Origin of the sequence: Halolamina pelagica (assembly GCF_001307315.1) — an archaeon.
Taxonomy (GTDB): domain Archaea; phylum Halobacteriota; class Halobacteria; order Halobacteriales; family Haloferacaceae; genus Halolamina; species Halolamina pelagica_B.
Genome location: NZ_LGUC01000001.1, coordinates 69,736 through 94,334 on the forward strand (window position 1 = coordinate 69,736; position 24,599 = coordinate 94,334).

Consider the following 24,599-nt stretch of genomic DNA (forward strand, 5'->3'; position numbering starts at 1 on the left):
AGCGTACCTGGGAAGTGCCGAGCCGCAGTTGCCTCATCTTGAAGCACTCCCGGTGTCAATTGCTTGGTAATGGTGGACGATTCACATGGAAAAGCCGACGGGGCTGACCACACGCATCACGGCGAGGCCGCGGATAGTGGACGCGGTGACCACGAGAGTGGCGACGGCCACAGCGGCCACGGCGGCGACGGTGAACACGAGGGCCACGGCGACCATGACGGCCATGAAGACCACGACGGCCACGACGACCACGATGACCACGGCGGGATGCACGAAGGCCACGAGCAGATGTTCCGTCGGCGATTCTTCGTCTCGACGGCCCTGTCGATCCCCGTTCTCCTCTACAGCGAAGCACTGCAGGACTGGTTCGGCTTCTCCGTCCCCACGTTCCCGGGGAGTGAGTGGATCAACCCCGTGTTCGCCGTCGTCGTCTTCGCCTACGGTGGGGTGCCGTTCCTCCAGATGGCCGTTCCGGAGTTGAAAGACCGGTCGCCGGGGATGATGACGCTCATCTCGATGGCCATCACCGTCGCGTTCGTCTACAGCCTCGCCACCGTCGTCTTCCCCGAGCAGTCGGCGTTCTTCTGGGAGCTCGTCACGCTGATCGACATCATGCTGCTCGGCCACTGGATCGAGATGCGGTCCGTGCGCCGTGCCTCCAGCGCCGTCGACGAGTTGGCGAAGCTGATGCCCGACACCGCCGAGCGTATTCGGGACGACGGCGAGACGGAGGAAGTCCCGGTCAGTGACCTCGCCGAGGGGGATCTCGTGCTCGTGCGACCGGGTGCGAGCGTCCCCGCCGACGGGACCGTCGAAGAGGGGATTCGGCCGTCGAGGAGTCGATGATCACCGGCGAGTCGAAACCCGTCTCGAAGGCGCCCGGCGACGAGGTCATCGGCGGCACGATCAACGGCGACGGCAGCCTCCGCGTGCGAGTGGGCGCGACGGGCGAGGAGACGACGCTCGCGGGCATCATGCGGCTGGTCGAGGAGGCTCAGCAGAGCAAGTCGAAGACGCAGGTGCTGGCCGACCGGGCGGCCGGCTGGCTGTTCTACGTCGCCGTCGGGGCGGCGGTCGTGACGGCCATCGCGTGGACGATCGCCGTCTCGTTCAACGCGACAGTGATCGAGCGCGTCGTCACGGTGCTGGTCATCGCCTGCCCGCACGCGCTCGGGCTCGCGATCCCGCTGGTCGTCGCGATCAACACGTCGCTCGCGGCACAGAACGGGATGCTCGTTCGCGACCGGATCGCGATGGAGGAGGCACGCAATCTGGACGCCATCATCTTCGACAAGACGGGGACGCTCACCGAGGGCGAACACGGCGTCGTCGACATGGCGACCGTCGACGGCATCGGCGAGGACGAGGCACTCACGCTCGCAGCAGCCGTCGAGAGCGACTCCGAACACATGATCGCGCGAGCTATCCGCGAAGCCGCCGACGAGCGGGGTCTCACCCCGCCTGAGGCGTCCGGATTCGAGGCGATCAAAGGTCGGGGCGTCCGCGCGACCGTGGAGGGGACGAGGTGTACGTCGGCGGGCCGAACCTGCTCTCTCAGCTCGATAGTGCGGTTCCCGACCACCTCCAGCGCTTCGCCGACGACGCCGGCGAGAACGCACAGACGGTCGTGTATCTGGTTCGCGGGGGCGAGTCAAGCGATCCCTCGGACAGAACGAGCGGCGACGCCGCGAACCGCGAGGGAGAACTGATCGCCGCCTTCGCGATGGCCGACGTGATCCGCGAGGAGAGTTTCCGCGTCGTCGACGCCCTGCACGACTTGGGTATCGAGGTGGCGATGCTGACCGGCGACTCCCAGGACGTCGCCGACGCCGTCGCCGACGAACTGGGCATCGACACGGTGTTCGCGGAGGTCCTCCCGAAGACAAGGACAAGAAAGTGCAGGAGCTGCAGGACCAGGGCAAGCTCGTGGGATGGTCGGCGACGGCGTCAACGACGCGCCGGCGCTGACGCGCGCCGACGTGGGCATCGCCATCGGGAGCGGGACTGACGTTGCGGTCCAGTCGGCCGACGTGATCCTCGTTCAGAACAACCCGCTGGACGTGGTTCGGCTGGTGAAGCTCAGCAAGGCCAGCTACCGGAAGATGCAGGAGAACATCGTCTGGGCGGCCGGCTACAACGTGTTCGCGCTCCCGCTCGCAGCCGGTGTGTTGGCGCCGATCGGAATCCTGCTCTCGCCCGCTGTTGGTGCGCTGCTGATGTCGCTGAGTACGGTGATCGTGGCGATCAACGCGCAACTGCTTCGGCGCGTCGATCTGTCAATCCTGGAGATGTCGGGAACCGCATCATCGACGGCGGCCGAATCTGCAGACTGATCCGTCCGGGAGCTAGCCACGTCGGGGGGGCACCGCGAATCAGCACCCCAGCGGGTCATCCCGCAGTTGCTGGGCGTCGTAGACCGGTTGGAGCAACCTGTGCTGTGTGTCCGACCATGGCGAGACGGCTCGACCCTCGGGCGTTTTGAGGTGCCGATCACAGTCGGTGGGGGTATTGTCGATGAAATGTTTGTCGTGGCGTTCGACGAGAGACGGGTTACTACTTATTTGGTTTCCTGATTGTAGCCAGCTGAAACCGCGGCGTATCACCTTTGAACCTTCTATGACGGAATCCCTCTTGTATTAGGGTAATATTTATGTGCCTCTGATAATGTTGCTAGCTCGTATCATGGCAATCACCAACACGAAAGATCGGTTGATTGCGCTCGCGCTCGGGGTATTGATCGTGATGTTGGGGGCGATGCTCACCGGGGGACAGATCGGGCAGATCCTGTTCTCCTACACCATTATCGCCTTCTTCGGCCTGTACGTGCTGATCGGGACACGCGGCCAGGCCAGCGACGTCGACGCGCAGCCGTTCCTGAAGTTAACAGGCGGGCTCGTCACCCTTCTCGGCGTCCTGTTCGCCGCGCTCTGGTACTTCCACTTCCAGAACCCGACGTACACGGACCCGGTGTACTGGCTCGGCCTGCCCCGTGCGACGGCGGTGCTCGTGTACGGCCTCTGGATGCCGCCGGCGCTGTACATGATGTTCGCGTACCCGTACCTGTTCGATGAGTACATCTGGGACTCGAGCGAGGCTGCGGAGTTCCGCGAGATGGAGCGGCGGGAGGCTCCCGGAGCGACCGGAGGTGACGACTGATGGCGCTTGACCCACTCATCGTCGGCATCACCGTCCTCTACCTCTTGGCCGTCCTCGCGATCGGCGTCTGGGGGACGGCGGAGACGGAGAGCACCTCGGACTTCCTCATCAGCGGCAAGCGGTTCGGCACGTGGGCGGTCGCGTTCTCGGCGTTCGCATCGATCATGAGCGGGTTCGGTTTCATCGGCGGCCCGGGGCTGTTCTACTCCGGGGGGTACGCGTTCCTCTGGATCGCGATCGTCGCCCCGCTTGCGTTCCCGATCTCGTGGTTCGTGCTCGGGAAGAAGATGCGGCTGCTAGCCGAAGTCCGTGACATCCTCACGATTCCCGACGCCGTCTACGCCCGCTACAACAGCGATACGGCGCGCGTCCTCACCGCGGTTTCGGTGCTCCTCGGCGTCATCTCGTATCTCGCCGTGCAGTTGAAGGCGATGGGGTTCGTTTTGGGCGAAATCCTCGGAACGACCCAGCTGACGGCGGTGCTCATCGCGACCGCGATCATCGCGATCTACACCGTCGGTGGCGGGATGATCGCCGGCGTGATGACTGACCTCATCCAGGGCGGCGTGATGGTGGCCGGGAGCATCCTCGTGTTCTTCATCGCGCTCGACTGGGGTGGCGGCCTCGGCCAGATGAGCCGTGACATCGCCGTCAACGATCCGACGTTCGCGGGGGCCTTCGGGAGTTTCCCCGTGATGCTGGCGCTGTGTTGGTACTTCCTGTTCACGATCGGCAACTCCGGCCAGCCCCACATGGCGCACAAGCTGTACATGGTGCGTGACGTGAAACTCCTCAAGTGGGGCGCGCCCATCGCGGCGCTGTCGTACTTCGCGGCGTCGCTGATGATGCTCGGTATCGGCATCGGCGTCCGCGCCAGCGTCGAGACGGGCGCGCTGGACGCGCTGTCGAACCCCGACAACGCGGCGCCGTTCTTCCTGACGGAGTTCGTCTCGCCGCTGCTGGCGGGGATCGTGTTCGCCGCGGCGCTCGGCGCCATCATGAGCACCAGCGACGCGTTCATCAACATCGGTGCGGCGAACCTCGCGCGTGACATCCCGGTCGGGCTTGGCATCGAATACACTTCGGACAGCCAGGAGCTGTGGGCCCACCGTATCGGCAGCGCGATCATCATTATCGGATCGCTCGGGCTCGCGTACTACGCCGAGATCCTCGTCGGCCTCCTCGGCGTCGTCGGGTGGGCGCTGTTCGCGAGCGCGCTCGTCCCGCTGCTGGGCATCGGCCTGAACTGGGACGGGGCGTCCCGCGAGGGCGCCATCGCGTCCGCCGTGGTCGCGCTCGGCTCCAACCTGGGGCTGGCTGTCGCCGGCGAGTTCTACGGCTTCTCGCTGCCCAACAGCATCGTCATCGGCGCGTTCACGCTCGTCCTGGCGAGCATCACCCTCATCGCAGTGAGCTTCGTGACGAACTCCCACGCTCGCGACGCGATCACCGAGGACATCCGCAAGGTGGTGTCCGTCTAGTCGCGCTCGACGCCGCGACCTCAGGTCGCAACCGGCCTTTTTCGAACGTCAAAAGCAGGTTCGACACCCACTCGGGCGCACGTCACGGGAGAATCGACGGCGACGACTCGACGACGTCGACGTCGTACTGCGTCCGGAGTGCGTCCGCGAGCGAGCCCATATCCTGTGCGCGGTCCTTGTGGTAGAACTCGACGTCGCGGTCGGCTGTGGCGATGACGAGTTTCGGCTTGAACAGGAGCGAGCCGGCCCGGAGCCGGATCTCCGCGACGTCTTCGATCGAGATCGCGAAGCTACGCTCGTGAGCGAGTAGTTCGTCGGTCGGCTCGTCGAGAAGCGCACGCCCGATGCGAGCAGACTCCCGGTCGCGGCCGTCGCGCCGCAGCAGGAAGGACTTGAACGACTGCTCGGCGTACGTGCAGTTGATCTGGTCGGGATCGAAGAACAGCTCGTGGTGGACGAACGTCTCGGGGCGGACACGGTACCAGCCCGTCGCCCAGATTCGCTGCTGTCCGTTCCGATCGGTGACCACGACAGTCCGCCTGGCCACGTCCTCGTCCGGGTTCACGTCGGCTTCCGGCTCGGGTTCGTTATCGGCGTCAGTCATGCGTCCTCTCGTGGGGGAGTCGGCATTCGAGTAGCGCTGCGGCGTACGTCTTCCCCTGCGTGTCGTACCGAAGGCTGTGCTGCCCGCCGCCGTCGAGCGCGTCCTCACAGAGGAAGTTCAACGCGTTGATGTTCGGCAGTTCGTAGCGCGTGACCGACCCGTTGACGAGGCCGTCGAACTGCCGGGCGACGAACGCCGCGGTCAGTTGCTCGCGGAGCCGCTCGTAGGCGGCCGAATCGTCGGCGACGACGCCGATGTTCAGTCGGTTGCCCTTGTCGCCGGAGCGGCCGTGTGCGATGTCGGCGAGCAGCACCTCCTCGTCCGTGTCGTCACTCATGGACCGTCACCTCGGGCTGGATCGCGTCCCGCGGGACGAGTGTCGGCCACGTGTCGATGATCGGCGTCGGCGACGGCCGCCCCCGTCAGTCAGCCCAGTGACCGACGGCGGGCCGGCCATCGAGAGCGGGGCGAACTCCATGCCGAGCCGCCGCAGGTCGTCCCGCGAGGGGCCACGGGCCGCGAACCGCAGCATGATTTCGTTGTACGGTTCGCGGTCCGGTGCCGCCGGCCCGTGCGCGCCGTCGTGGCCGATGTAGTCCGCATGGGTCTCGTCGACATCGAGGCCGAGCGTCTCGATCCGGTCTTCGAGGATCGACGCCGCTCGGCGCGCTTTCTCGAGGGCGTCCGGTCGCGAGTACAGCAGCTCTCCGGCGAGCTTGAAGCCGTTCGGGTAGTGGACCGTCGCTTTGTAGTCTTCCGGCGGCGCAGTCCCCGTAACGCCCTCGACGCGGACGGCGTCGTCGCCGAGATCCTCGAGTCGCACGGAGGTGAAATCGGCCGTGACGTCCGGCGTCAGGTACGCCGACGGGTCGCCGATCTCGTAGACGAGCTGCTCGCTGACCGTTTCGGTTGTAACCGCACCCCCGGTGTCCGGCGGTTTCGTCACGGTGAACGCCCCGGATGGCTCGACCTCCGCGATCGGATAGCCCAAATTCGCAAACGAGAGGTCACGCCAGTCCCCGAGGAAGTTCCCGCCCGTTACCTGCGTCCCGCACTCGATGAGGTGGCCTGCGACAGTGCCCGCCGCCAGTCGGTCGTAATCGTCCGCCTGCCACTCGAACTCGTGGAGGAGCGGCCCGAGCGTCAGGGCCGGGTCGGCCACGCGGCCCGTGATGACGATGTCGGCGCCGCGGTCCAACGCCTCGGCGATGGGGAACGCGCCGGCGTACGCGACGGCGACTTGCGGCTCGACGGTCTCGGGGAAGGCCGCTCCCGTCTCGATGTTCGGCAGGCCCGGATCCGCCCTGAGTTCGTCGAGTTGTGCCGTGACTTCCTCACCGGTGACGGTCGCGACGGTCGGGTCGCGGCCACGGTCGGCTGCCAGTTCCTGCACGCGCTCGGCACAGGCCGTCGGCGCGACCCCGCCCGCGTTCGTCACGACGGTGATCTCCCGATCGAGGAGGGCGTCGACGTACTCCTCGGCGACGATGTCGACGAAATCCGTCGCGTAGCCCGGGCGGCCTGACTCCTGCAGTCGCGCGAGGATCCCCATCGTCACCTCCGCGAGGTATTCGAGCTGCAGGTAGTCGAACTCGCCGTGGGCCAACAGCCGTCCGGTCGCATCGGGATAATCTCCCCAGAACCCTGCCCCGGAAGCGATGCGCACGGTCATGAGAGTTCGTCGATGAGCGCCTCCGCCCGATCCTGCCGGATCGCGTCCTCCGCGACCATGCGCTCGGCGACCTCGTCGACGAGATCGCCCGAAGCGCCGGCCTGGATGGCGATGTTCTTCGCGTGGAGGTTCATGTGGCCGGTCTGGATCCCCTCGCTGACGAGCGCGCGGAGGCCAGCGTAGTTCTGGGCGAGCCCGACCGCCACGAACACGCCCGCGAGTTCGTCAGCCGACTCGACGTCGAGGATCTCCATCGCAGCCTGGGCCGTGGGTTGGAGTTGGGTCGCGCCGCCGACCGTGCCGACCTGGATCGGGACCTCGATGCTACACGCCAGGTTCCCGTCCGCGTCGACCTCGTAGCTCGTGAGCGGGCCGTACCCACCCATCGACGCGTAGGCGTGGGCGCCCGCCTCGATCGCCCGCCAGTCGTTGAACGTCGCGGTGGCCACGGCGTCGATCCCGTTCATGATGCCCTTGTTGTGCGTCGCGGCGCGGTACGGATCGGCTGCGGCGAACGCCCACGCGTCGACGATGCGATCTCGGACTTCTTCCCCGGAAAGTTCGCTGTCGTCGTCGGTGAGCGACTCCGGCTCGATCGTCGCCGTCGCCCGGGCCAACCGTCGGTCGGCCAGGTTCGAGAGGATCCGCAGAAGCACATCGCCGCCGGTCAGGTCCTCGATGCGGGGGGCCAGTGCTTCCGCCATCGAGTTGACCGCGTTCCCGCCCATCGCGTCCCGGACGTCGACGATCAGGTGAGTGACGACCATCGCGCCGCGTGCCGTGTCGACGACCCGGACTTCGACGTTCCGACAGCCGCCGCCGTGTTCGACGAGCGTCGGGTCCTCCGCGTTCGCGGCCTCGATGAGTTCGTCGGCGTGCTCCAGAATCCGGACTTTCGCGGCGTGTGGGTCGTCGACGTCGACGGCCTGGATCTGCGCGATCATCACCGGGCCGCTCACGTTGGTGGTGAACCCGCCCGTGGGCCGGGCCATCCGCGCCCCGTAGGAGGCCGCCGCGACGACGCTCGTCTCCTCGACAGCCATCGGAATCAGGCGGTCGTCGCCGTCGATCTGGAAGTTCGTCGCGATGCCGAGCGGGTGCTCGATAGTGCCGATGACGTTCTCGCTGATCGCGTCCGCCCGCGTGTCGTCAAGGCCGCCACTGATCGCCGAGACCGCCTCCTCGCTGAGGTCGCAGTGGTCGGCGACCGCCTCGCGTCGTTCGGCAACGCTCAGTTTGTAGAAGCCAGGAATCCGTGCGTCCATAGCCGAGAGAAGGCGTGGTCATTCACATAAAGTCTTGCGTACTGGTGACTCGCCACATGTACGGGTTCGCACGGCGCCTCGACGACCGTATGCCGCGTTCGTCATAGACGGCCCCTGGCCGTTCAGTCAGTCACGGGTGGTCTTTGGCCGTCGAGTTCAGCCACTTTCTGGAGTCCTGTTCGTCTCGAGAGCGAACTGCGAGAGGAACTCCTCCATGAACGCCCAGCGGGACTCCCCGAGGCGTCGGCCTGGGTCAGTGTATAACGCATCCAGCCGGTCACGCGCCCACTCGCGCACGATGTCGATGTCCGGCAGTTCTGCGTGGTCGGCGTTGAGTGTGGATGCGTCGTCGATTATCGCGTACTGCTCGCCGGTCCGCCCGGAGCGCTCACCGACGATGCAGGCGAGTCGAACGAGTCCGACGGCGCCAGTCGCATCGAGCTTGTCGGCGTCGAAGAGTAACTTGGCCTCAAGGGTCTCCGGCTCCGGGGAGCTTGCCCGGATACTGTGTGCTCGGAGGCAGTGCTCGATGGCGGTGGTTCGGGTCGTCGAAACCGCTTCTCCGGCAAGGAGCGTCGTGACTTCGTTGGCCGCCCAGTCGTCGTGGTCATCGATCTCCCCGATCCGTTCGAGGGGTCGGCCGATATCGTGAAACCACGCTGCCGCAGCCAACACCTCTCGGTCGACACTGTCGGGATGCTGGTCGGCAAGCTGGAGCGAGACATCACGCACTCGTTTTGCGTGGAAAATGTCGTGTGCGGGGAAGGCGTCCTCGTAGTACGGGCGTGAGAGTTCCCGGGCAAGAGAGCCGAGTCGGGGGGCCATTACTACGGGAACGCGTCGTGACCCGCTTAATTATTCTGACGGAGGAGACCAGTTGGGCGGTTCTGACGCCTATTCAGGTCCGGAGGTCAGAGACGGCGAATGCCTGCAGGAATTGTCCCCGCGAGTCGCCCGACGCCTCTGTTCCACGACTCCCGGAGTGAGCGATTACCCTGCCAACAATACACACATCGAGTCGCCCGTGGAGTTCTGAGACGCTTGATACCACTCATAGCAAGCGGTTTACTATTCCTGTCGGACAGATCAACCGATGCCCCTCAGTCGACGGTCGTACATCGGTGCCTCGTCCGCAGCGCTCCTCGCCGGGCTGGCCGGCTGCAGTTCCCTCGGGTCCGTTGGGTCGAACGGGTCGGGGGACGGTGAGACGTACACGGTCGGACACGGCGATTTCGAGACCGAAATCAACGCCTCAGCGTTCCCCGACATGCTCTACTTCTACTGTGTGCAGTCGGGGTGGATGAACTGGCCGACGGTCATGGAGAACTACGAGTCCGAGTACGGTCCCGCCGTCCACGACGACGACCGGTCCTCCGGGGAGGCGCTCCAGCACATGCGCTCGCACTCGGGCGACATGACCCACTCCGGCTACAACGGCGGCTACACCTACGGGATCGTCGCCCGCAACGACGGCTTCACGCAGGCGTACAAGCCCAAGGGCTGGGACAAGGTCCCCGACTCGCTGAAAACCGACGACGGCCACGTCACCGCCACCCGCCGCGTCACGACCGCCGTCACCTACCGGAAGGACATCTACGAAGAGCGTGGCCTCGACGCTCCCGAGACGTGGGAGGACCTGCTCAACCCCGAGATCACGCAGGACCTCGCGCTCCAGACCCCGCAGGCCGCGGTCGGTCTCGCCGCCGCGCTCTCGGTCAACAACGCCCGCGGCGGCTCGATGGACGACCTCCAGCCGGTCATCGACTACTACAAAGAGATCCAGGACGGCGGCGCCGAGTTCACCGACAACTTCCTCGCACAGTTCTCCAGCGGCGAGTACTCGACGTTCATCCGGTACGACTACTCCGGGCTCGACCTGAAGTACAACAACGACGAGATCGCCGAGGAGAACGTCGGCGTCGCCCTGCTGGGCGGCGAGAACGGCAACCAGGGCGCGCTCAACATGCCGTACGGCTACGCGCTGCTCGAGGACGCGCCGAACCCCGAGGCCGGCAAGCTGTTCATGGACTACGTCCTCTCGCTTGAGGGCCAGCAGCACTTCCTCGACGCGTACGTCCGGCCGATCCGCTCCGCGGAGATGGAGCTCCCGGACGAGTTCATCGACAGCGCGGAGTACGATCGGACCGAGTTCCAGGTCGACTACAACCAACTCGTCGACCAACAGGACGCGATCATCGAGGAGATCACCCGCGGCGCGAACATCTGATGGCGACGCCCGGCGATCACCCGGACGGCACCGGCTCGCGGCTCCAGGCGAGCGTCGACGCGCTGGGCGGGCTGGTCGACGCGATCCTCGACCCCACGACCGAGCGTGACCGGGAGCGTCGACGGATCGTGGCGCTGTGTGCGCCCTTCACCGCCCTGCTGGCGATCGCCGGCGCCTACCCGCTGGCGGAAGTTTTCCGCATCAGCGTCTCCGCCGAGCAGTACCGCTCGGTAGGATTCTCGCTGCAGGCCTACGAGACGCTCGTGACCGACCCGTACTACCGGACGGTGGCGTTCAACTCCATCTGGCTGGCCGGCGGGACGACGCTGGCGTCGGTCGGGCTGGCCATCCCGATCGCTCACGCGCTCGAGAAGTACGACCTGCCCGGCGAGGACGTGCTCGTGACGCTCGTCTCCTTCCCGATCAGCCTCCCCGGGATCGTCGCCGCGTTCATGATCCTCGTGTTGCTCGGCAACAACGGGCTGGTGACGAACGTCGTCGCCGTCCTCACCGGCCGCGAGCCGATCGACCTCGCGATCGCGGTCAGCGCGCCGGGGTTGTTCGTCGCGTTCTGCTACTCGATGATCCCGCGGGCGACGCTGATCCTCCGTGGCACCTACGCCGAGGTCGACCACGCCGCCGAGGAGGCCGCCCAGTCGCTCGGCGCGACGCCGTGGCAGACGTTCCGGCACGTGACGCTCCCACAGATCAGGCCGGGGATCACGGGCGCGCTCATCCTCACGTTCCGAACCGGGCTCGCGATCTTCGGGACGCTCATCGTGATCCAGACGGTGGTCGTCTGGACGCTCCAGATCTCTCGAGAGCTGTCGACCGGCTACGACATCCAAGTCGCCGGCGCGATGGCGACGGTGTACTTCCTGTTCACGTTCGCGTTCACGGCGCTGGGGCTTCGGTATACCGACGCGGAGGTGGGGCTGTGAGCGCCGCCCCTCCCGGCGGATCGGTCGCGGCCTGGTGACGGCGACGCTGCTGGTGGTCGTCGCCTTCCTCATGGTCCCGGTCGTGCTCACGTTCGTCGGCTCCTTCGCCAGCGAGTGGAGCGGCGTCGTCCCCTCGGGGTTCGTGACGCTGCAGAACTGGCGCGAGGTGCTCGGGCTGGCAGCATCGATCGGCTCCCAGCGCAGCATGGGCTGGGACACGCTGTTCTCGCTCGGTGGGGTCACCGTGGCCGTCCCCTCGGAACTGCTGTTCAGCGTCGGTCTCGCCCTCGGGGGCGTGTTCATCAACCTGCTCGTCGGCGTCCCGATCGCCTACGCGGTCGCACGCTACGAGTTCCGCGGCGACGAGTGGGTGAACGCCATCTCGGTCCTCCCGCTCGTCCCCGGCGTCATCCTCGGCGTCGCGTTCCTCCGGGCCTACCCGAACCTCTCGGGGACGAGCTTCGGGCTGATCGTTGGCTACTCCCTGCTGAAGGCGCCGTTCATGGTGATGGCCGTCCGAAGCGAGTTCGAGTCGATGCCACTCCGGCGCTTGGAGGAGTCGGCGCGCTCGCTCGGGGCGTCGTGGCCCCGCACGTTCCTCACCGTGATCGTCCCGAACGCGCGCTCGGGGATCGTCTCCGGGGCCATCATCTGCTGGACGCTCGCCGCCGCGGAGTTCAACTTCTCCTACATCGTGTGGGCGAAAGGGACCCAGCCCCTCGCACTGTTCCTCCAGCGGCACATCTCGAACAGCTCGTTCACCAAGGCCGCGGCGGCGGTGTCGATGTTCTTCTGCATCATCGTCGCCATCACCGTCCTGCTCCAGCAGGTCGGCTCCCGCGGGTTCGACACCAGAGGCTAACTCATGGCACGCGTCACCATCGACTCGATCCGGAAACGGTACGGCGAAACGACCGCCGTCGACGGCGTCTCACTCACCGTCGACGACGGCGAGATAGTCGGCGTCCTCGGCCCCTCGGGCTGTGGGAAGACGACCACGCTGCGAGCCGTCGCGGGCTTCGAGACGCCGAACGCCGGCACGGTGGCGTTCGACGACCGGGACGTGACGAACGTCCCGCCCGAGAACCGCAACGTCGGCCTCGTGTTCCAGGAGTACGCCCTCTTCGACAACATGACCGTCCGCGAGAACGTCGCGTTCGGCCTGAAGATGCGCGGGGTCGGGACGGCTGAGCGCCGGGACCGCGCCGACGAGCTGTTGGAGATGCTCGGCATCGGCGGGATGGCTGCTCGGGATCCGACGACGCTCTCGGGCGGCCAACAGCAGCGCGTCGGCCTCGCCCGGGCGCTCGCCATCGAACCGAGCGTGCTCCTCCTCGACGAGCCGATGACCGGCCTGGACGCGAAGCTGAAAGCCCGGCTCCGCGACGAGGTGGGCGAACTCCTGTCGGCGCTCGACGTGACCGGGCTCTACGTCACCCACGATCAGGAGGAGGCGATGCTGATGTGTGACCGCATCGCCGTGATGAACGACGGCCGGCTGGAGCAGGTCGGGACGCCGCGGGAGGTGTACGAGTCCCCGGCAACCGAGTTCGTGTCGGAGTTCGTGTCACTGGACGCGCCCGAGTTGCCCTTCGTCCAGTGGTAGCCTCGAAGCACCCCTCCCGCGACGTGACAGTGGTCGCCCACCGGGGCTTCGCTGGGGTGGCCCCGGAGAACACGCTCACAGCGGCACGCCGCGCCGGGCGGTTGGGCGCCGATATAGTCGAGTGCGACGTGGTCCCGACCGCCGATGGGACGCCGGTCGTGTTTCACGACCGTCGCCTTGACGGGCACGGATCGAGTCGCGGGATCACGGATGCGACCGGCGCCGTCGACGAGCGATCGACCGAGACGGTGACGAGTGCGCACGTCCTCGACACGGCACAGCAGATCCCGACGTTCGCGTCGTTCGTCGACGCCGTTCCGGACGGCGTCGGAGTGAACGTCGAACTCAAACACCCACGTCCCGGGAGTTCCGAGGGGGATCCCGACGCCACGCCGTACCGCGACCTGTGGGAGCCCCTCGTTCAGCAGGTGCTGGACGCGCTCGATCGGCACCCAGCGAAGGTTCTCTTCTCGTCGTTCTCGGAGTCCGCGCTCGCCACCGTCCGGTCATCCGCCCCCAGCGCCCTGATCGCGCCGATCGCGTGGGATCTCGACACCGCGATCAAGATGGCCGACAGGCTCGAGACGGCGATCGTTCATCCGTCGATCGACGGCCTCCGAACCGCGGACTGCGAGTCGCTATCGGCGTACACCGTGAACGCGTGGACCGCACGGCGGTGGCAGGACGCCCGCGACGCCGTCCAGCACGGCGCCGACGGCGTCATCGCCGATTACCCGTACCTCCTCGAGACAGTGCTGGATCGGACCGATGGGCCGTGACGCGACCACTCGACGACTGCGTGTCGGCAGCGCTGCTGTCGACGGTTTGACGGCGGCGCCGCGAATCCACACCAGTGCTAGCCGCTACCTCGTTCGTGTGCCGGTTCGGAGCGCTATATACTGCTCTCAGAGCTACGGACGAAAACTAGCAGCGACTAAGCCGGTTCCTGTCGAAGGCGCTACCGAGACAGATGACCCTCCCAACGGCTAACGGCGGCGATCGTTCCGACACGGCCACCGACGGTCGACGGTTCCTCACCCCGCCGGCTCCCGTCTTGCGGTTACAGTTCGTCGGTGGCGTCGCCGAGCCCGACCAGGCCACATTGTACCCGGCTGACGCGGCCGACATCGACCGAATGGAGACGTGGCTCACTATCGACGCGGGCGTCGTTCGCGAGCTCTCGAACTGTCGCTGAGAGCGCTATATAGCGGTAACGCCTGGTCCGTGGGAGGCTGTACCCCTCATATATTCGTTCAAGTCGCTCCACTTCGACAGCCCGAACGAAATGTGCGAGCCCACCAGCCTCGACCGGGAGCGGCTTGCGCAGCGGTTCGCCGCGCTCCGGGGAAGCCTCAGGACAGAACGGCGCCGAACCGCGGCCGAACGCCGAGCGTTCGAAACGTTCGCGGATCGCGTTTCGACCGTTGATTTCTCCGACCCCGGCTCGGGGTCCCCGCTCGCCGGTGGCGCGGGAGCGACCCACGGGGGACGGTGGTCTCGAACGGGCACACTGGCTCCGAGCGGGACGCCCCGATCGCGTCGATCCGGCGCGCCTACGAGGAGACGGTGATGGCAGTGTCGTTCTACGACGACGAGTACGGCGACGACTACCGAGAGAGCCTGGCGGCGGAGTTCGGCCCGGCGGTCGCGACGGCGCTGACCGACCCCAACTGCTTCGGGCCCGCCGCGAAGGCGCCGTTGACTGCCGCGATCAATCGGGCGATTCGTGAGCGGGAGCACCTGATCGAAACGTGTGCGCACGAGCGGGAGTCCGTCGACGCCGCCGCTAGCACACTGCTCCCCGTCGCAGCGGAACTCAACAGTATCGGGTCGCCCGATTCTGAAAGCGACTCCTTCGGCAGCCTCGAGGCTGACTGGAACCGGCTATCGCGCCTCGAAGAGCGCTGTGAATCGGCGGCAGCGGACAGGCAGTCAGCGATCAACGAGTGGCGGTCGCGTCACGACCGCCCCGTCGACGCTCCGGACGTCTGTGCGTACTTCTACGAGGCACAGGATTCGGCGTACCCGGTACTGGCAGCCTGTGCCGAGCTCGCTCAGCGGGCGGCGACGCTCCAGACGGCGTACGAGCGGGCGATGGCGGAGTACTGAACGTCGCGGTTCTACAGGCGGAGCAGGCCGAGTGCCTCGGGGCTTGACCCCGAGCGGTTCACCGGACGGTCGCCTACCAACTCACTGACGCCGAGATCGAGTGCCGACGCGGCGTGTTCTTCCAGCAGAAGACGACCGTGCCGTACAACCGAATCACCAACGTCGACGCTGCGCAGGGCCCGATCCAACGACTGGTCGACGCTGGCTCCGTCGGTATTCACACGGCAGGCTACGCTGGGCAGACGGGAGCCGAACTGACACTAACCAGCGTCAGCGACTACGACGAGACCAAAGGTCAGGTGTTGGCGAAACTGCGACGGCGTCGCCCGGCTGCTACCGAGGGTGACGACGAAACGCTCGACGACGAACGGGCCGTGGTCAACCGATCGTCGACGCTGGGCGGCGAAGAGTTGAGCGAACTGCGCCGCATTCGGGAGCTCCTCGAGGGGGAGTTCGACGGCTGAAGCAGGGTTCGATACGGTCGATGTGTCTGCTTCTCGAGTAGCTCATGCGTCAAAACTGTTCGAGACATCAGGGGAGTACGCAACCCCATCGACCAGAATCCGTGAATCGTGGGAGACCGTGACTTGGTGGTCGGAGAACTGGAACGTGAGGCTCCATTCCCTACGCTCCTGTTTAGCCAAGATAACCAACGCCTCCGGGTTGATGTACTCGTACAGCGGGTCGAGTTCGGTGGGATCGACGCCATCGGCGGCGGCCACGGCCTCGACGATCTCGGTGACGATATCGGGATCAGTCATCTGTCACCTGGTCCTTGAAGATCTTGCAGTTGTTGATCAGGGGCGTCGGGAGGTCGTCGATGGAGTCAGTCACTAGCTCGATGATGAATGCGGGCTCCTCGAACCGAGGGCCACGCTGGACGACGAACGGGTCATCGTCCCAGCGAACGTACCCCGCCCTCGCGAGCATCGGGAGATGGTGATGGCGCAAGAGGGTGCTCAGGGTCTCGACGTCCATCGGTTGGTTGGGGGATTCGGCAGCGTCCGGTAACGGCAGTCGTCGTCCGCGAGGTTCGTCCAACAACGAGGAGATGATCATCCGACGCGGCTCGGCCGATAGCGCCTCGTACAGCTCATCCCACCGTTCCGCCCAGTTCTGTTCTTCAGACGGATCGATCGGCATACAGTCCGTATCAGCTTTGGCTACTTGACTTTTTGTAGGGTGCGACCCGTGATCTCTATTGGACGCCACCTGAAGATGGTGCCGCGAACTGCCGAACACTGCTACTAGCGCGGTGCTCTCCAAATTCCTGCCGCAGAAATCGGACCAGCCTATCACTCCGGTTGACGAGGACGGTCAATTGATGTGGCGGCGTTGACTCTCGATATCGAAGCCACGGTTTCTACTACTGGAGAGTGATTGTGCGATTTATCGACAGAGAACTCTCCGAGAGTCACCCACCGACCGGTTTTGCCAGCCAGGTCGCACTTGGGAGTATGCTCCGTCGGCTCCGTGCGACCGCGCCCGCAGCGCTCGTGCCGCTGGCGTGGGGGTTCGCCGCCGCTACCCACACGGAACTGCTCACGGCACACACCGTCTTCGTCGGCCACGTCGTAATGACCACGCTCCTGATCGCCTTCGCCGGCCTCTCGTGGCGGGAGATGCGCACTGACCCAGTCTTACGGGTGTGGCTCGCCGTCATCGTCGCCGGGATTCCCGTCACGCTCGCGGGAGCATACGGGGTCGCGACGGGGAAGCCACTCGGTTTTCGACTTGCCGTGTTCGGCTGGATGCTGCTCCCGGCGCTCGCCCTCGTACCGATCGCGCATCGTGTGGGCGGCGCCGACGGCCTTGACCGACGGTACACCCTGGCGATGGGACTCGCCGCCCTCGGGGCGTTCGTGTTCTTGATCGGCGGCAGTTCGCTGGTCCTCACCGCGATCACGCTCGTCGCCGTGGGACAGACCTCTCGATCCTCGTGGCAGTGTGGGACGCGGAGCTCGCTGACTGATTCTGCATCGCCCAACGAGGGCCCCGCGTCGCCAGTACTACAGAGCGTCTACAGTCCGGAAACAGGCGTGAGCAAGCGCGTGTAGGCAGTCCCCCGGTGCCGTCGATGAAGCAAGGGGCAGTCACGCAGCAGTGGGCAACCATGCCGTGTTGTAGTCGGGCCGCCAGCAGCCCCAATCGCGTGGCCCAATAGTGACGTCGATGCAGAGCGGAGCACCACTCCCTCGATCGACCACACTGTAGCGGGACAGCGGTCCAACCCGGGCCCGCAAACCGTCGCATCAGGCGCGAGGAGCACGTTCTGAACCTGCCCGCCTTGGTCGGGGCGTCGACGCCGCCCAAGACACCCAGTCCTACTCGCGAGATGGGCACGCCCACGCTGTGGCTACACACCGGCGCCTCACTACACACCGACGCCTGCAGGCAGTTTGTCGACGCCAACCGCGACACCTCGATCGCTGGGCACTCCGTTGAGAAAGGCCAGCCACTCCGCACCGAGACGGCGTCGCGTGGACACACAGATCCGTCCAGCACCGTCGGCGACGCCACTCGCTCAACGACTCGAAACGCCGGCGACGCTGTTCTTGCGGACGATACAGCCTCTGTAGTTCCGAAATCGGTACCGATCCCCACCAAACGGGCAGTCTACCTCGGCTGCTCCGAATCAAGGAGCGTATCTCGGGCGTACTCGAACGTGTACACCGCCGTCAGCCCGGGCGTCTCGAGCCGGTACTCCCTGGGCGCCATGTTCTCACTGTACGTTCGCGAGACTCGGGACTCTCCATCAGGCGGATCGTTGAGTGCTCGCAACACTTGATGCCCGTCCCCACGGGTCTTGACCAGCCACCACGCAGCCTCGGGGTCACACGCCGCCATCTTGTCGAAGTCCGCGGGAATCGCTTCCCGGCGGTCGTTGTTGATGCGTTCGGCCTCGAGCGCCGCCACGACGGCATCGTCCGGATCGAGTACCGCCGCGTCCAGCCGGCCGTCATCGACGCCGTAGTAGCGTTCGACACGCGTGCCCGGCTGGTCGTCAGGGTCGACGAACTCCTCCGCGAGCAGTCGGGCGCCGACGGCGACCATCGCGACATGCAGACTCGATTCCGAGAGATCGCCCGTCCCGTCGCCGTAGGCAATCCCCTCCCGATGGCCGACGCCGATCGCGTCCCGGCCGTCAGGCGTCACCGTGTACAGCTTGTGCGGGCGGCGACAATCCACGCGCAAGAGCCCATCGTCAAGCAGCTCCTGCACCTCGTCCGTGTCGATCCCGACGTACGCCTCCAGGTTGGTCATGGAGTCCCAGACGATGTCGTACTCCAGTTGGTGGTCGAACCGCTGCTGGTGGGCCATGTAGACGGCCGCGAGCAGGCGCAGTTGCGCGTCACTGTACGGGCTGGCGGCGCGCTCCCCGCTCGTAAGCTGGAGATCGAGCGAGCAGATGGGGATGGCCGCTCGATCAACGGCGTCAAGCGAGTGGTGGCACGCGATCGCCCGCCGCATCCCCTCGGGCGTCGCGGCGTAGCGGGTCTCACACGTGTCACAGACGAGTGGGTACGGCGGCTCGTCGATGTAGGAGAGGCAGTCGGGGAACCGCTCCGTGTGCGGGATCGTGGCCGTCGCCGCCGCGAGCCCGGCGACCGACCCCTCGATCGGCCCCTCCGCAGCCGCGGGATCCGCACTCCCGCTGGCTGTACGCCCCACGGGGACGCCCACCGCCTCCCGAGTCCGGCGTTTCGCGTCGTCGAACGCCGCCTCGAACGCTTCCTCACGAGCGCCGGTGAGCGGGCTGTCACTCCCGGGTGACCAGTGGGCAGCGACGGCGACGTCACCGTGAACGGGCGGGGCTGGCGGTCGGCGAACGGGGCCGCGGGGCGGACGAGCCACTCCCCGCGCTGGAGGTCGCGAAGGCGGTCCGCGACCGCGTCCGCGTCGGCGTCACTCGTCGCCAGGCGCTCGGCCAGCCGGCGATCGACGCCGACGGGGCCCGTGATGATGGTGCCGACATCGTTGAGCAACTCCGCGTACACGCGCTGGTGGGACTCCCGGAGCTGTTCGGGGAACTGCATCGCGAGCGTAAGTGCGAGATCGAACGCCCGCCCCTGGGAGAGCAGCGTGTCGAGGACGCCCGTCGCCGCCAGCTCCGCCGCCTCCTCGATGTAGCAGTTGACGAGCGGATGCTCGGTCGCCGTCCCGAGCGCCTGCCGCCGCTGGAGGGCGCGCCAGAGCTGGGAGAGGATCGCGATCCCCAGTAACGTCCGCGAGCGGTCGCCGTACCCCGCAGGTCGAACACGATGACACAGTCCTCATCGAGCGCCGCGCGGAGATCGAACGTCGCCGTGCCGTGCTGGGCCTCGAACAGCGGGGCGAGCCGGGTGTCGTTGGTGGCGATGCCGATGCGCCGGGTGACGGCGCTCATGATGCTGTCGAACGTGGTGGGGTCGTTCGCGGCCGTGCTCGCGAGCTTCTGGTGGAGCGCGCCGTCGGAGACGGGTGGCGGGTTGCCAGTCTCGTGGAACTGCGCGGCGGCCGCCAGCAGCTCCTGCTGGCTGATGCTGTCGGCGCCGTGAACGGGGTCGAACAGCGCGCGGACGAGCTGCTGGATCACCTCGACGGCCGCCTCCGCACTGTAGAACTGCTCGGGGCCCATCGCCGCCGCCAGCAGGTCGATGTAGTGCTCGGCGACCGTGTTGACGGCCCACTCCCGGTCCAGGCCGGCGTCGAGCAGTGGCTCGATCGTCAGGAACGGGAGTGCGGGCAGGTACTCGGTGCAGTCGAAGTAGTAGACATCGTCCAGGTCGCCGTACCTGGCGAAGTGGGTGCGGGCGTACTCGGCGGGGGCGTCGTCGCCTTTCGCGTCGATGTAGATGGTGGCGCCCTCGGTCGCCGCGTGGTTCGTCAGGTGCATCGTCTGGCCGACCGCCGTTTTCCCGGCGCCGGTCGCCCCGAACAGGGCGGTATGGAGGGCTTGGATCGACGGCGGGAGCGACAGCGTCGCGTCGAGCGACTCTCGATCGGCCGTCTTCGGGTGGCCGACCGTCATCCCCGGCTGGTCGAGATAGCGGTCGAGGACGGTCCGCGGCGGGAGTTCGATCCCCGTGCGGTCGGTCGGCGTCGGTTCGAGCGCGCGACTCGCCGCAGGACCCAGTGCCGGCCCGTTCACGACACAGAACGCCGCAACGGCGCCCGGATCGGCGACGATGGCGGGGCTCGCGTTCGTCGTGCCTGGGACGAGGTGGGCGTAGCGTGTCGGCGACTGGTGGGTCCTGCGCTGGCAGAGGGCCGTGAACTGGTCCCGGGCCGCGTCGGCCCCGTACGCGTACTGCGTTGGGGTGATCCGATAGTCGTCGCCGCGAATGGCCTCGAAGCCTGTCGCCACCGACTCGGTCGTTTGGGTCGCCTTGGCGGCGTCACTGTCGAGGGCAATCGCCCGGGCGTTGACGGTGAACGATCGGCGGGCGTTGACTGTTTCGAGCGCCGCGATCCGGCGCCGGTTCGCCGGGGCGATCGACGCGTCCGTTGTGGCGTCGTCGGCCGCGTTGGTCGCCGTGTCCGTGTCGGCTGAGCTTGACGAGCCGAGGAGTGACTGGAGCAGCGCGTTGCGTCGCAGATCGCTGTTGAGTTCGAGGTCGATGATGCGATCCTGTTTGGTCGCGTGCCAGTTCGGCCGCGGCGTCACGAGCAGCTGGACGAGTGCAGGTGCATCGCTGGTCGCCAGCGCGTCGAGCAGGCCCGCGAGCGGCCAGTTGCCGGCCGCCGCCCCGTCTGTCTGTGGCGTGTCGTCGACGGCGAACGCGGGGAGCGAGGGGAGCGGACACTGCCAATCGTCGGGGCGGTCGCCCACGCCCTCCCACTCGACGGCGGCGACGTCCCAGTCAGGTTCCCCCGGGTCGTCATCCGGGTCGGAAATCGGCGGCTCATCGACGGCTTCGCGATACGTCGTGTCGGTCTCGACGAGGTCGACCGAATCCGGGAGTGTCTGGCGGAGCGTCCGTTTGACAGGATTCAGGGGGCCGTCACAGCCCACGTACCACTCGATATGCCGGTCGCCTGTGCTGTCGGCCGTGCCGGTGGCCGCGAACAGCCACTCGTACGTCGGCGGGTCGTCGCCGTCCCCGCCCGTCGTTCGGTGCAGCTGGGTGATCGCCTGTGGCACCTGCTCGGCGCGAAGCGGGTCGTCACTCGGCTGGATGCGGAGATACGACCGTTCGGTGGTGAACTCATCCGGGACCATGGATCCATCCTGCTGGCCGTCGGGCTCGTCGTCCGATTCGGCAGCTAATTACGGCTGGTTCGACGTATATTCTTTCCCGGATTTCGCATTCAGTTACTGCTGCCGACACGAGCGGCGATCAGCACGCGGCGGTTTTTCGCCCCCTGAGAGGGGTGCGGGGCGCGCCGACGTGGCGCGACCTCGTGCAGGTGAGTCCAATGCCCACGAGCAACATCTACGATCGCGGCTTCGACGAGGCCGTCCAGTGGGGGACAACCAACCCGTGTCCCGAGTGCGGTGGGGAGGTGCGGATGAACACGGCCGAAACCGTCTGCGAGGACTGCGGCCTGGTCATCGACGACCAGGCGATCGATCACGGCCCGGAGTGGCACGTCGACGACGAAGGCGAGCACCGGCGGACTGGCGCGCCGCTGACCGCCGCCCGGCACGATCGCGGTCTCTCGACACGGATCGGCTCGGGCCAGGACGCAGCCGGGCGCGAGCTCGACCCCGAGAAGCGTCGCCGCCTCGCCCGACTGCGCCGCGAGCACGCCCGCGCCAGGTGGCAGTCGACACAGGACCGGAACCTGGGGCACGGCCTCACGGAGATCCGGCGGATCGCGAGCGCACTCGGCCTGCCTGCGTCCGTCCGGGATCAGGCGTGTCAGCTGTTCCGGACGGCACAGAACGAGGGACTGCTGCCGGGCCGGTCGATCGAGGCGATGGCGGCGGCGAGCGTGTTCGCGGTCTGTCGCTGTAACGGACACTCGCGGCTCATCGCCGACGTGGCGCCGGTCGCCCAGGTCGCGCAGTCGCGCGTCGAGAACGCCTACACAGTGCTGAACGAGGCACTCGGGTTGCCCACGTCGCCGATGGCGCCGCCGCAGTTCGTGCCACGGCTGGCGTCCGAATTGGGGTGTACCGACGCCGTACAGCACGATGCGACACGGCTGGCTGAGCAGGCCGTCGACGCCGGCATCACGACCGGTGTGCATCCCGCCGGGTTCGCGGCTGCCTGCCTGTACATGGCGGCCTGTGCCAACGACGCACCGTTGACGCAAGCCGATGCGGCGACGGCCGCCGAGGTGACGATGGAGACGGTGCGGGCGCATCGCGATCGGCTCCTCTCGGTCGTGGAGTGACCGTCAAACCAGACATATGGCGGTGCTCAACGCCAGCGCTGCACAGGAGTAGCTCTTCTGGCTTCTCACCCGATCTCCGCTGACTCCCTGGTGTAGAAATACGTCGATACAGCTAATACATTCGCTGACAAAGGAATACACATGCCCATCGACATCGAGACTTTCGAATCCTCCTCGGAGGACCGCCTACAGCACTCCGGGGAGACGAACGCCGACCGCGTGATGCGGTTCCTCGCTGCGCATCCCGATCAGGCGTTCACCCAGAGCGAGATTCGGGACGCGACCGACGTGAACGCCGGGAGCATTAGCGTCGTCCTCTCACGGCTCGAAGATCGCGGGCTCATCCGCCACAAAGGGAACTACTGGGCGCTCGGCGAGGGTGACGAAGTGGCCGCCTACGCGAGTATCGTCGAGAGTACGCGCGCCGCAAACGACCGGTTCGGTGAGGAGGACATGGACGAGTGGCTGGAACACGCCGTCGACGACGAGGATCCTGAATGAGCTATCAGCGAGGTGATGTCGTTTGGGGGCCCGATCCGTTCAAGTCCGGTGAAAATCCACGGCCATGGCTGATCCTCAACAACGACAGCCACCCGTTCGGGGACGCGGAGGACATGACGGTCACGCTGACGACGACGCCCCACGATGAGGGGATTCCTCTCGACGACACCGACTGGGCTGAGGGCGGGGTGCCCAGGCAGAGCTACGCCTCACCGTGGGCAGTCGCGTCGCCAAAGCATGCCGCGATCGTTCGGCGGCAGGGTCGTCTCGAGGAGTCGTTCGTCCGGACCGTCGTCGACGCGCTCGGAACGTATCTCGAACCCTCGGCCGAGGAATGACCGGTTACGGGACCGTGGACGAAATCCAGGAACGAACTGGGAATACCCTGTTTGAGCAAAGCCTTAGTGGCTCTCGGCTCGAAACGTGGGTAGACCGACTCGAGGTCGACGCCGAGTATGCCCGACTCAAACGTGCCTGACGATCTGGACGCGAAACACGCCCGCAACCGCGAGCAGCGCATCGCGGCGATCAAACGTTGGGTGGCGTATATCGAGTCTGAACCCCCAGAGAAATGGGGGCCCCAGCAGAACGCGGTCGTCAACGATCAGCTCGAGGCGGCCCAGCGCGTCCAGACGTCGGCAGCGCACAAGCAGCACGTTACGGACGTGGCTGCGGATATCGCTGATGCCGCGGCCGATACTGACGACACCTAGCGGATCCGTATCGGCGAGGCGATACCGGCCTACGGCTGCCGTTCGCTAATTTCGGCGGCGATGCGGTCGCCGGGCTCCCGCAGTTCGCCAGACTCAACCTCGTACACGTACCCCGAGACAGCGGTGTCGTCCGGGATGAGCGCCGACTGGCGCAGGTACTCGACCTGTGCCGCACAGGCCTCATCGATGTCGTCGGTCATCTTGACCCAGTCGAGGAGGTCGGCGTCGCCGATGGTGAGTTCGGGGAGCGACGGGTCAAGGTCGACATCCTCAAGGTCGCCTGCTTGGGCTTCGAGTCCCTCCCGAACGGCCTCATCCGGGGCGCTCATCATCCCACAGTCCGTGTGGTTGATGACGATGATCTCGTCGGTCTCGAAGAAGTTCGTCGTCAGCGCCGCCGAGCGGATGACGTCGTCAGTCACTTTCCCGCCGGCGTTGCGGTAGATCTGGGCGTCGCCGAGCTCGAGCCCGAGGACGTCCTCCACGGGGATCCGTTCGTCCATGCAGGCGATGACGAGGAGGTTCTTGTTCGTCGGGATACCTTCGCGGCGACGCCGGGCCCAGTTCGAGCGCTCGGCGACTGTGTCGTCGACGTGGTCGTGGTGGTTGTGGGATTCTCCCATACTCGGGACAGCGGTCGTGGCAGCAGGAGCGTTGCGACAGTACGGAGCTTTGCCGCCGGCTATGACGCTGCACGGCGGGCGAACAGTCGATACTGCGTGACAGCCCACGAAATCGCCACCGGCGGCCGTTCATCAGTCGGCAGCGACGCGCCACCATTCGGGCCGTCGACGACCCTGCCACAGGAATCAGCGGCTGCATCCAGTCCCGTATCGGCCAGTCTTAACCAACAGGACTGGTCGGAACCATCACTGTGTTGGTTAACTTTCGGCTTGATTCACTCTCTCACCCCTACCCACTACACCACTTTCCGCATAAGCGTATTCTGGTGGTTCGTCAATCCGACAAGATACTGAACTGTCCATCAGGGGTGTTTATCT

General features: G+C 66.4%; 25 protein-coding genes and 3 pseudogenes. 17 read left to right on the forward strand and 11 right to left on the reverse strand.

Features of this window, described 5'->3' with window-relative positions; all coding sequences use genetic code 11:
• Positions 1–81: 81 nt before the first annotated feature.
• Complete coding sequence (locus tag SY89_RS16940) at positions 82–282, reverse strand: hypothetical protein (RefSeq protein ID WP_054582684.1); 201 nt, start codon at positions 280–282, stop codon at positions 82–84.
• Between SY89_RS16940 and SY89_RS00390 the strand changes: the two are divergent.
• The 3 genes and pseudogenes from SY89_RS00390 (at position 268) to SY89_RS00400 (ending at position 4,637) form a co-directional block, all read left to right on the forward strand.
• A pseudogene (locus SY89_RS00390) lies at positions 268–2,333 on the forward strand (heavy metal translocating P-type ATPase). The gene SY89_RS16940 and the pseudogene SY89_RS00390 overlap by 15 nt on opposite strands.
• A gap of 349 nt (positions 2,334–2,682) precedes the next feature.
• Positions 2,683–3,156: a hypothetical protein gene (locus tag SY89_RS00395; RefSeq protein WP_144427098.1), complete on the forward strand. Its 474-nt coding sequence runs from the start codon at positions 2,683–2,685 to the stop codon at positions 3,154–3,156.
• Positions 3,156–4,637: a sodium:solute symporter family transporter gene (locus tag SY89_RS00400; RefSeq protein WP_054582686.1), complete on the forward strand. Its 1,482-nt coding sequence runs from the start codon at positions 3,156–3,158 to the stop codon at positions 4,635–4,637. Before SY89_RS00395 ends, SY89_RS00400 begins: the two co-directional genes overlap by 1 nt.
• A gap of 82 nt (positions 4,638–4,719) precedes the next feature.
• On the opposite strand, the gene SY89_RS00405 is transcribed toward SY89_RS00400, so the two are convergent.
• The 5 genes from SY89_RS00405 to SY89_RS00425 all read right to left on the reverse strand — a co-directional run bounded on the left by SY89_RS00405 (position 4,720) and on the right by SY89_RS00425 (position 9,003).
• Positions 4,720–5,241 (reverse strand): hypothetical protein, encoded by a 522-nt coding sequence (locus SY89_RS00405; protein ID WP_054582687.1) that lies wholly within the window; start codon positions 5,239–5,241, stop codon positions 4,720–4,722.
• Complete coding sequence (locus SY89_RS00410; protein ID WP_054582688.1) at positions 5,234–5,578, reverse strand: AtuA-related protein; 345 nt, start codon at positions 5,576–5,578, stop codon at positions 5,234–5,236. The genes SY89_RS00405 and SY89_RS00410 overlap by 8 nt, the downstream gene beginning before the upstream one ends.
• A 6-nt stretch (positions 5,579–5,584) precedes the next feature.
• Complete coding sequence (locus SY89_RS00415; RefSeq protein WP_080506542.1) at positions 5,585–6,913, reverse strand: acyclic terpene utilization AtuA family protein; 1,329 nt, start codon at positions 6,911–6,913, stop codon at positions 5,585–5,587.
• Positions 6,910–8,178 carry a hydroxymethylglutaryl-CoA reductase, degradative gene (locus SY89_RS00420; RefSeq protein WP_054582690.1) on the reverse strand — a complete coding sequence of 423 codons (1,269 nt, stop codon included), beginning with the start codon at positions 8,176–8,178 and terminating at the stop codon, positions 6,910–6,912. Before SY89_RS00420 ends, SY89_RS00415 begins: the two co-directional genes overlap by 4 nt.
• A gap of 156 nt (positions 8,179–8,334) precedes the next feature.
• Entirely contained in the window at positions 8,335–9,003 is a 669-nt protein-coding gene (locus SY89_RS00425; protein WP_054582691.1) for an HD domain-containing protein, read from the reverse strand.
• A 268-nt stretch (positions 9,004–9,271) separates the two neighbouring features.
• Here SY89_RS00425 and SY89_RS00430 point away from each other — a divergent pair, with 268 nt between their 5' ends.
• The 9 genes and pseudogenes from SY89_RS00430 to SY89_RS00465 all read left to right on the forward strand — a co-directional run.
• The gene (locus SY89_RS00430) at positions 9,272–10,405 is read left to right on the forward strand and encodes an extracellular solute-binding protein (protein ID WP_054582692.1); all 1,134 of its coding nucleotides are present in this window, start codon (positions 9,272–9,274) and stop codon (positions 10,403–10,405) included.
• Positions 10,405–11,346: an ABC transporter permease gene (locus SY89_RS00435; RefSeq protein ID WP_080506543.1), complete on the forward strand. Its 942-nt coding sequence runs from the start codon at positions 10,405–10,407 to the stop codon at positions 11,344–11,346. Before SY89_RS00430 ends, SY89_RS00435 begins: the two co-directional genes overlap by 1 nt.
• Positions 11,347–11,416: 70 nt before the next feature.
• Positions 11,417–12,208 carry an ABC transporter permease gene (locus tag SY89_RS00440; protein WP_144427231.1) on the forward strand — a complete coding sequence of 264 codons (792 nt, stop codon included), beginning with the start codon at positions 11,417–11,419 and terminating at the stop codon, positions 12,206–12,208.
• Between the two features lie 3 nt (positions 12,209–12,211).
• Positions 12,212–12,952 carry an ABC transporter ATP-binding protein gene (locus SY89_RS00445; protein ID WP_080506544.1) on the forward strand — a complete coding sequence of 247 codons (741 nt, stop codon included), beginning with the start codon at positions 12,212–12,214 and terminating at the stop codon, positions 12,950–12,952.
• Positions 12,946–13,731: a glycerophosphodiester phosphodiesterase gene (locus SY89_RS00450; RefSeq protein ID WP_080506545.1), complete on the forward strand. Its 786-nt coding sequence runs from the start codon at positions 12,946–12,948 to the stop codon at positions 13,729–13,731. The genes SY89_RS00445 and SY89_RS00450 overlap by 7 nt, the downstream gene beginning before the upstream one ends.
• A gap of 191 nt (positions 13,732–13,922) precedes the next feature.
• Positions 13,923–14,147 carry a DUF7511 domain-containing protein gene (locus SY89_RS00455; protein WP_054582695.1) on the forward strand — a complete coding sequence of 75 codons (225 nt, stop codon included), beginning with the start codon at positions 13,923–13,925 and terminating at the stop codon, positions 14,145–14,147.
• Positions 14,148–14,237: 90 nt separating this feature from the next.
• The gene (locus tag SY89_RS19770) at positions 14,238–14,522 is read left to right on the forward strand and encodes a DUF7260 family protein (protein WP_463467448.1); all 285 of its coding nucleotides are present in this window, start codon (positions 14,238–14,240) and stop codon (positions 14,520–14,522) included.
• Positions 14,438–15,061 (forward strand): annotated as a pseudogene (locus SY89_RS00460) (DUF7260 family protein); the annotation flags it as partial. The gene SY89_RS19770 and the pseudogene SY89_RS00460, both read left to right, overlap by 85 nt.
• 74 nt (positions 15,062–15,135) lie before the next feature.
• Positions 15,136–15,525: pseudogene (locus SY89_RS00465) on the forward strand (PH domain-containing protein); the annotation flags it as partial.
• Between the two features lie 42 nt (positions 15,526–15,567).
• Here the strand turns inward: SY89_RS00465 and SY89_RS00470 are convergent.
• Positions 15,568–15,822: a HalOD1 output domain-containing protein gene (locus SY89_RS00470; protein ID WP_054582698.1), complete on the reverse strand. Its 255-nt coding sequence runs from the start codon at positions 15,820–15,822 to the stop codon at positions 15,568–15,570.
• Positions 15,815–16,204, reverse strand: coding sequence for a hypothetical protein (locus SY89_RS00475; RefSeq protein ID WP_189319079.1), 390 nt, complete (start codon positions 16,202–16,204; stop codon positions 15,815–15,817). The genes SY89_RS00470 and SY89_RS00475 overlap by 8 nt, the downstream gene beginning before the upstream one ends.
• Before the next feature lie 314 nt (positions 16,205–16,518).
• On the opposite strand from SY89_RS00475, the gene SY89_RS00480 reads away from it, so the two are divergent.
• A complete protein-coding gene (locus SY89_RS00480) occupies positions 16,519–17,118 on the forward strand; it encodes a hypothetical protein (protein ID WP_054582699.1) in 600 nt (199 codons plus the stop codon).
• 559 nt (positions 17,119–17,677) lie between these two features.
• Here the strand turns inward: SY89_RS00480 and SY89_RS00485 are convergent.
• Positions 17,678–18,745, reverse strand: a complete 1,068-nt coding sequence (locus tag SY89_RS00485) for a hypothetical protein (protein ID WP_189319080.1) — start codon at positions 18,743–18,745, stop codon at positions 17,678–17,680.
• A gap of 112 nt (positions 18,746–18,857) precedes the next feature.
• Complete coding sequence (locus SY89_RS00490; protein ID WP_054582701.1) at positions 18,858–21,263, reverse strand: type IV secretory system conjugative DNA transfer family protein; 2,406 nt, start codon at positions 21,261–21,263, stop codon at positions 18,858–18,860.
• 197 nt (positions 21,264–21,460) lie between these two features.
• On the opposite strand from SY89_RS00490, the gene SY89_RS00495 reads away from it, so the two are divergent.
• The 4 genes from SY89_RS00495 (at position 21,461) to SY89_RS00510 (ending at position 23,598) form a co-directional block, all read left to right on the forward strand.
• On the forward strand, positions 21,461–22,384 hold the full coding sequence (locus tag SY89_RS00495; protein ID WP_054582702.1) for a transcription initiation factor IIB: 924 nt from the start codon (positions 21,461–21,463) through the stop codon (positions 22,382–22,384).
• Positions 22,385–22,525: 141 nt separating this feature from the next.
• The gene (locus SY89_RS00500; protein ID WP_054582703.1) at positions 22,526–22,885 is read left to right on the forward strand and encodes a helix-turn-helix transcriptional regulator; all 360 of its coding nucleotides are present in this window, start codon (positions 22,526–22,528) and stop codon (positions 22,883–22,885) included.
• Complete coding sequence (locus tag SY89_RS00505) at positions 22,882–23,223, forward strand: type II toxin-antitoxin system PemK/MazF family toxin (protein ID WP_054582704.1); 342 nt, start codon at positions 22,882–22,884, stop codon at positions 23,221–23,223. Before SY89_RS00500 ends, SY89_RS00505 begins: the two co-directional genes overlap by 4 nt.
• A 117-nt stretch (positions 23,224–23,340) precedes the next feature.
• On the forward strand, positions 23,341–23,598 hold the full coding sequence (locus SY89_RS00510) for a hypothetical protein (protein ID WP_054582705.1): 258 nt from the start codon (positions 23,341–23,343) through the stop codon (positions 23,596–23,598).
• A 29-nt stretch (positions 23,599–23,627) separates the two neighbouring features.
• Here the strand turns inward: SY89_RS00510 and SY89_RS00515 are convergent, their stop codons facing one another.
• Complete coding sequence (locus tag SY89_RS00515; protein WP_054582706.1) at positions 23,628–24,221, reverse strand: beta-class carbonic anhydrase; 594 nt, start codon at positions 24,219–24,221, stop codon at positions 23,628–23,630.
• Between the last annotated feature and the right edge of the window lie 378 nt (positions 24,222–24,599).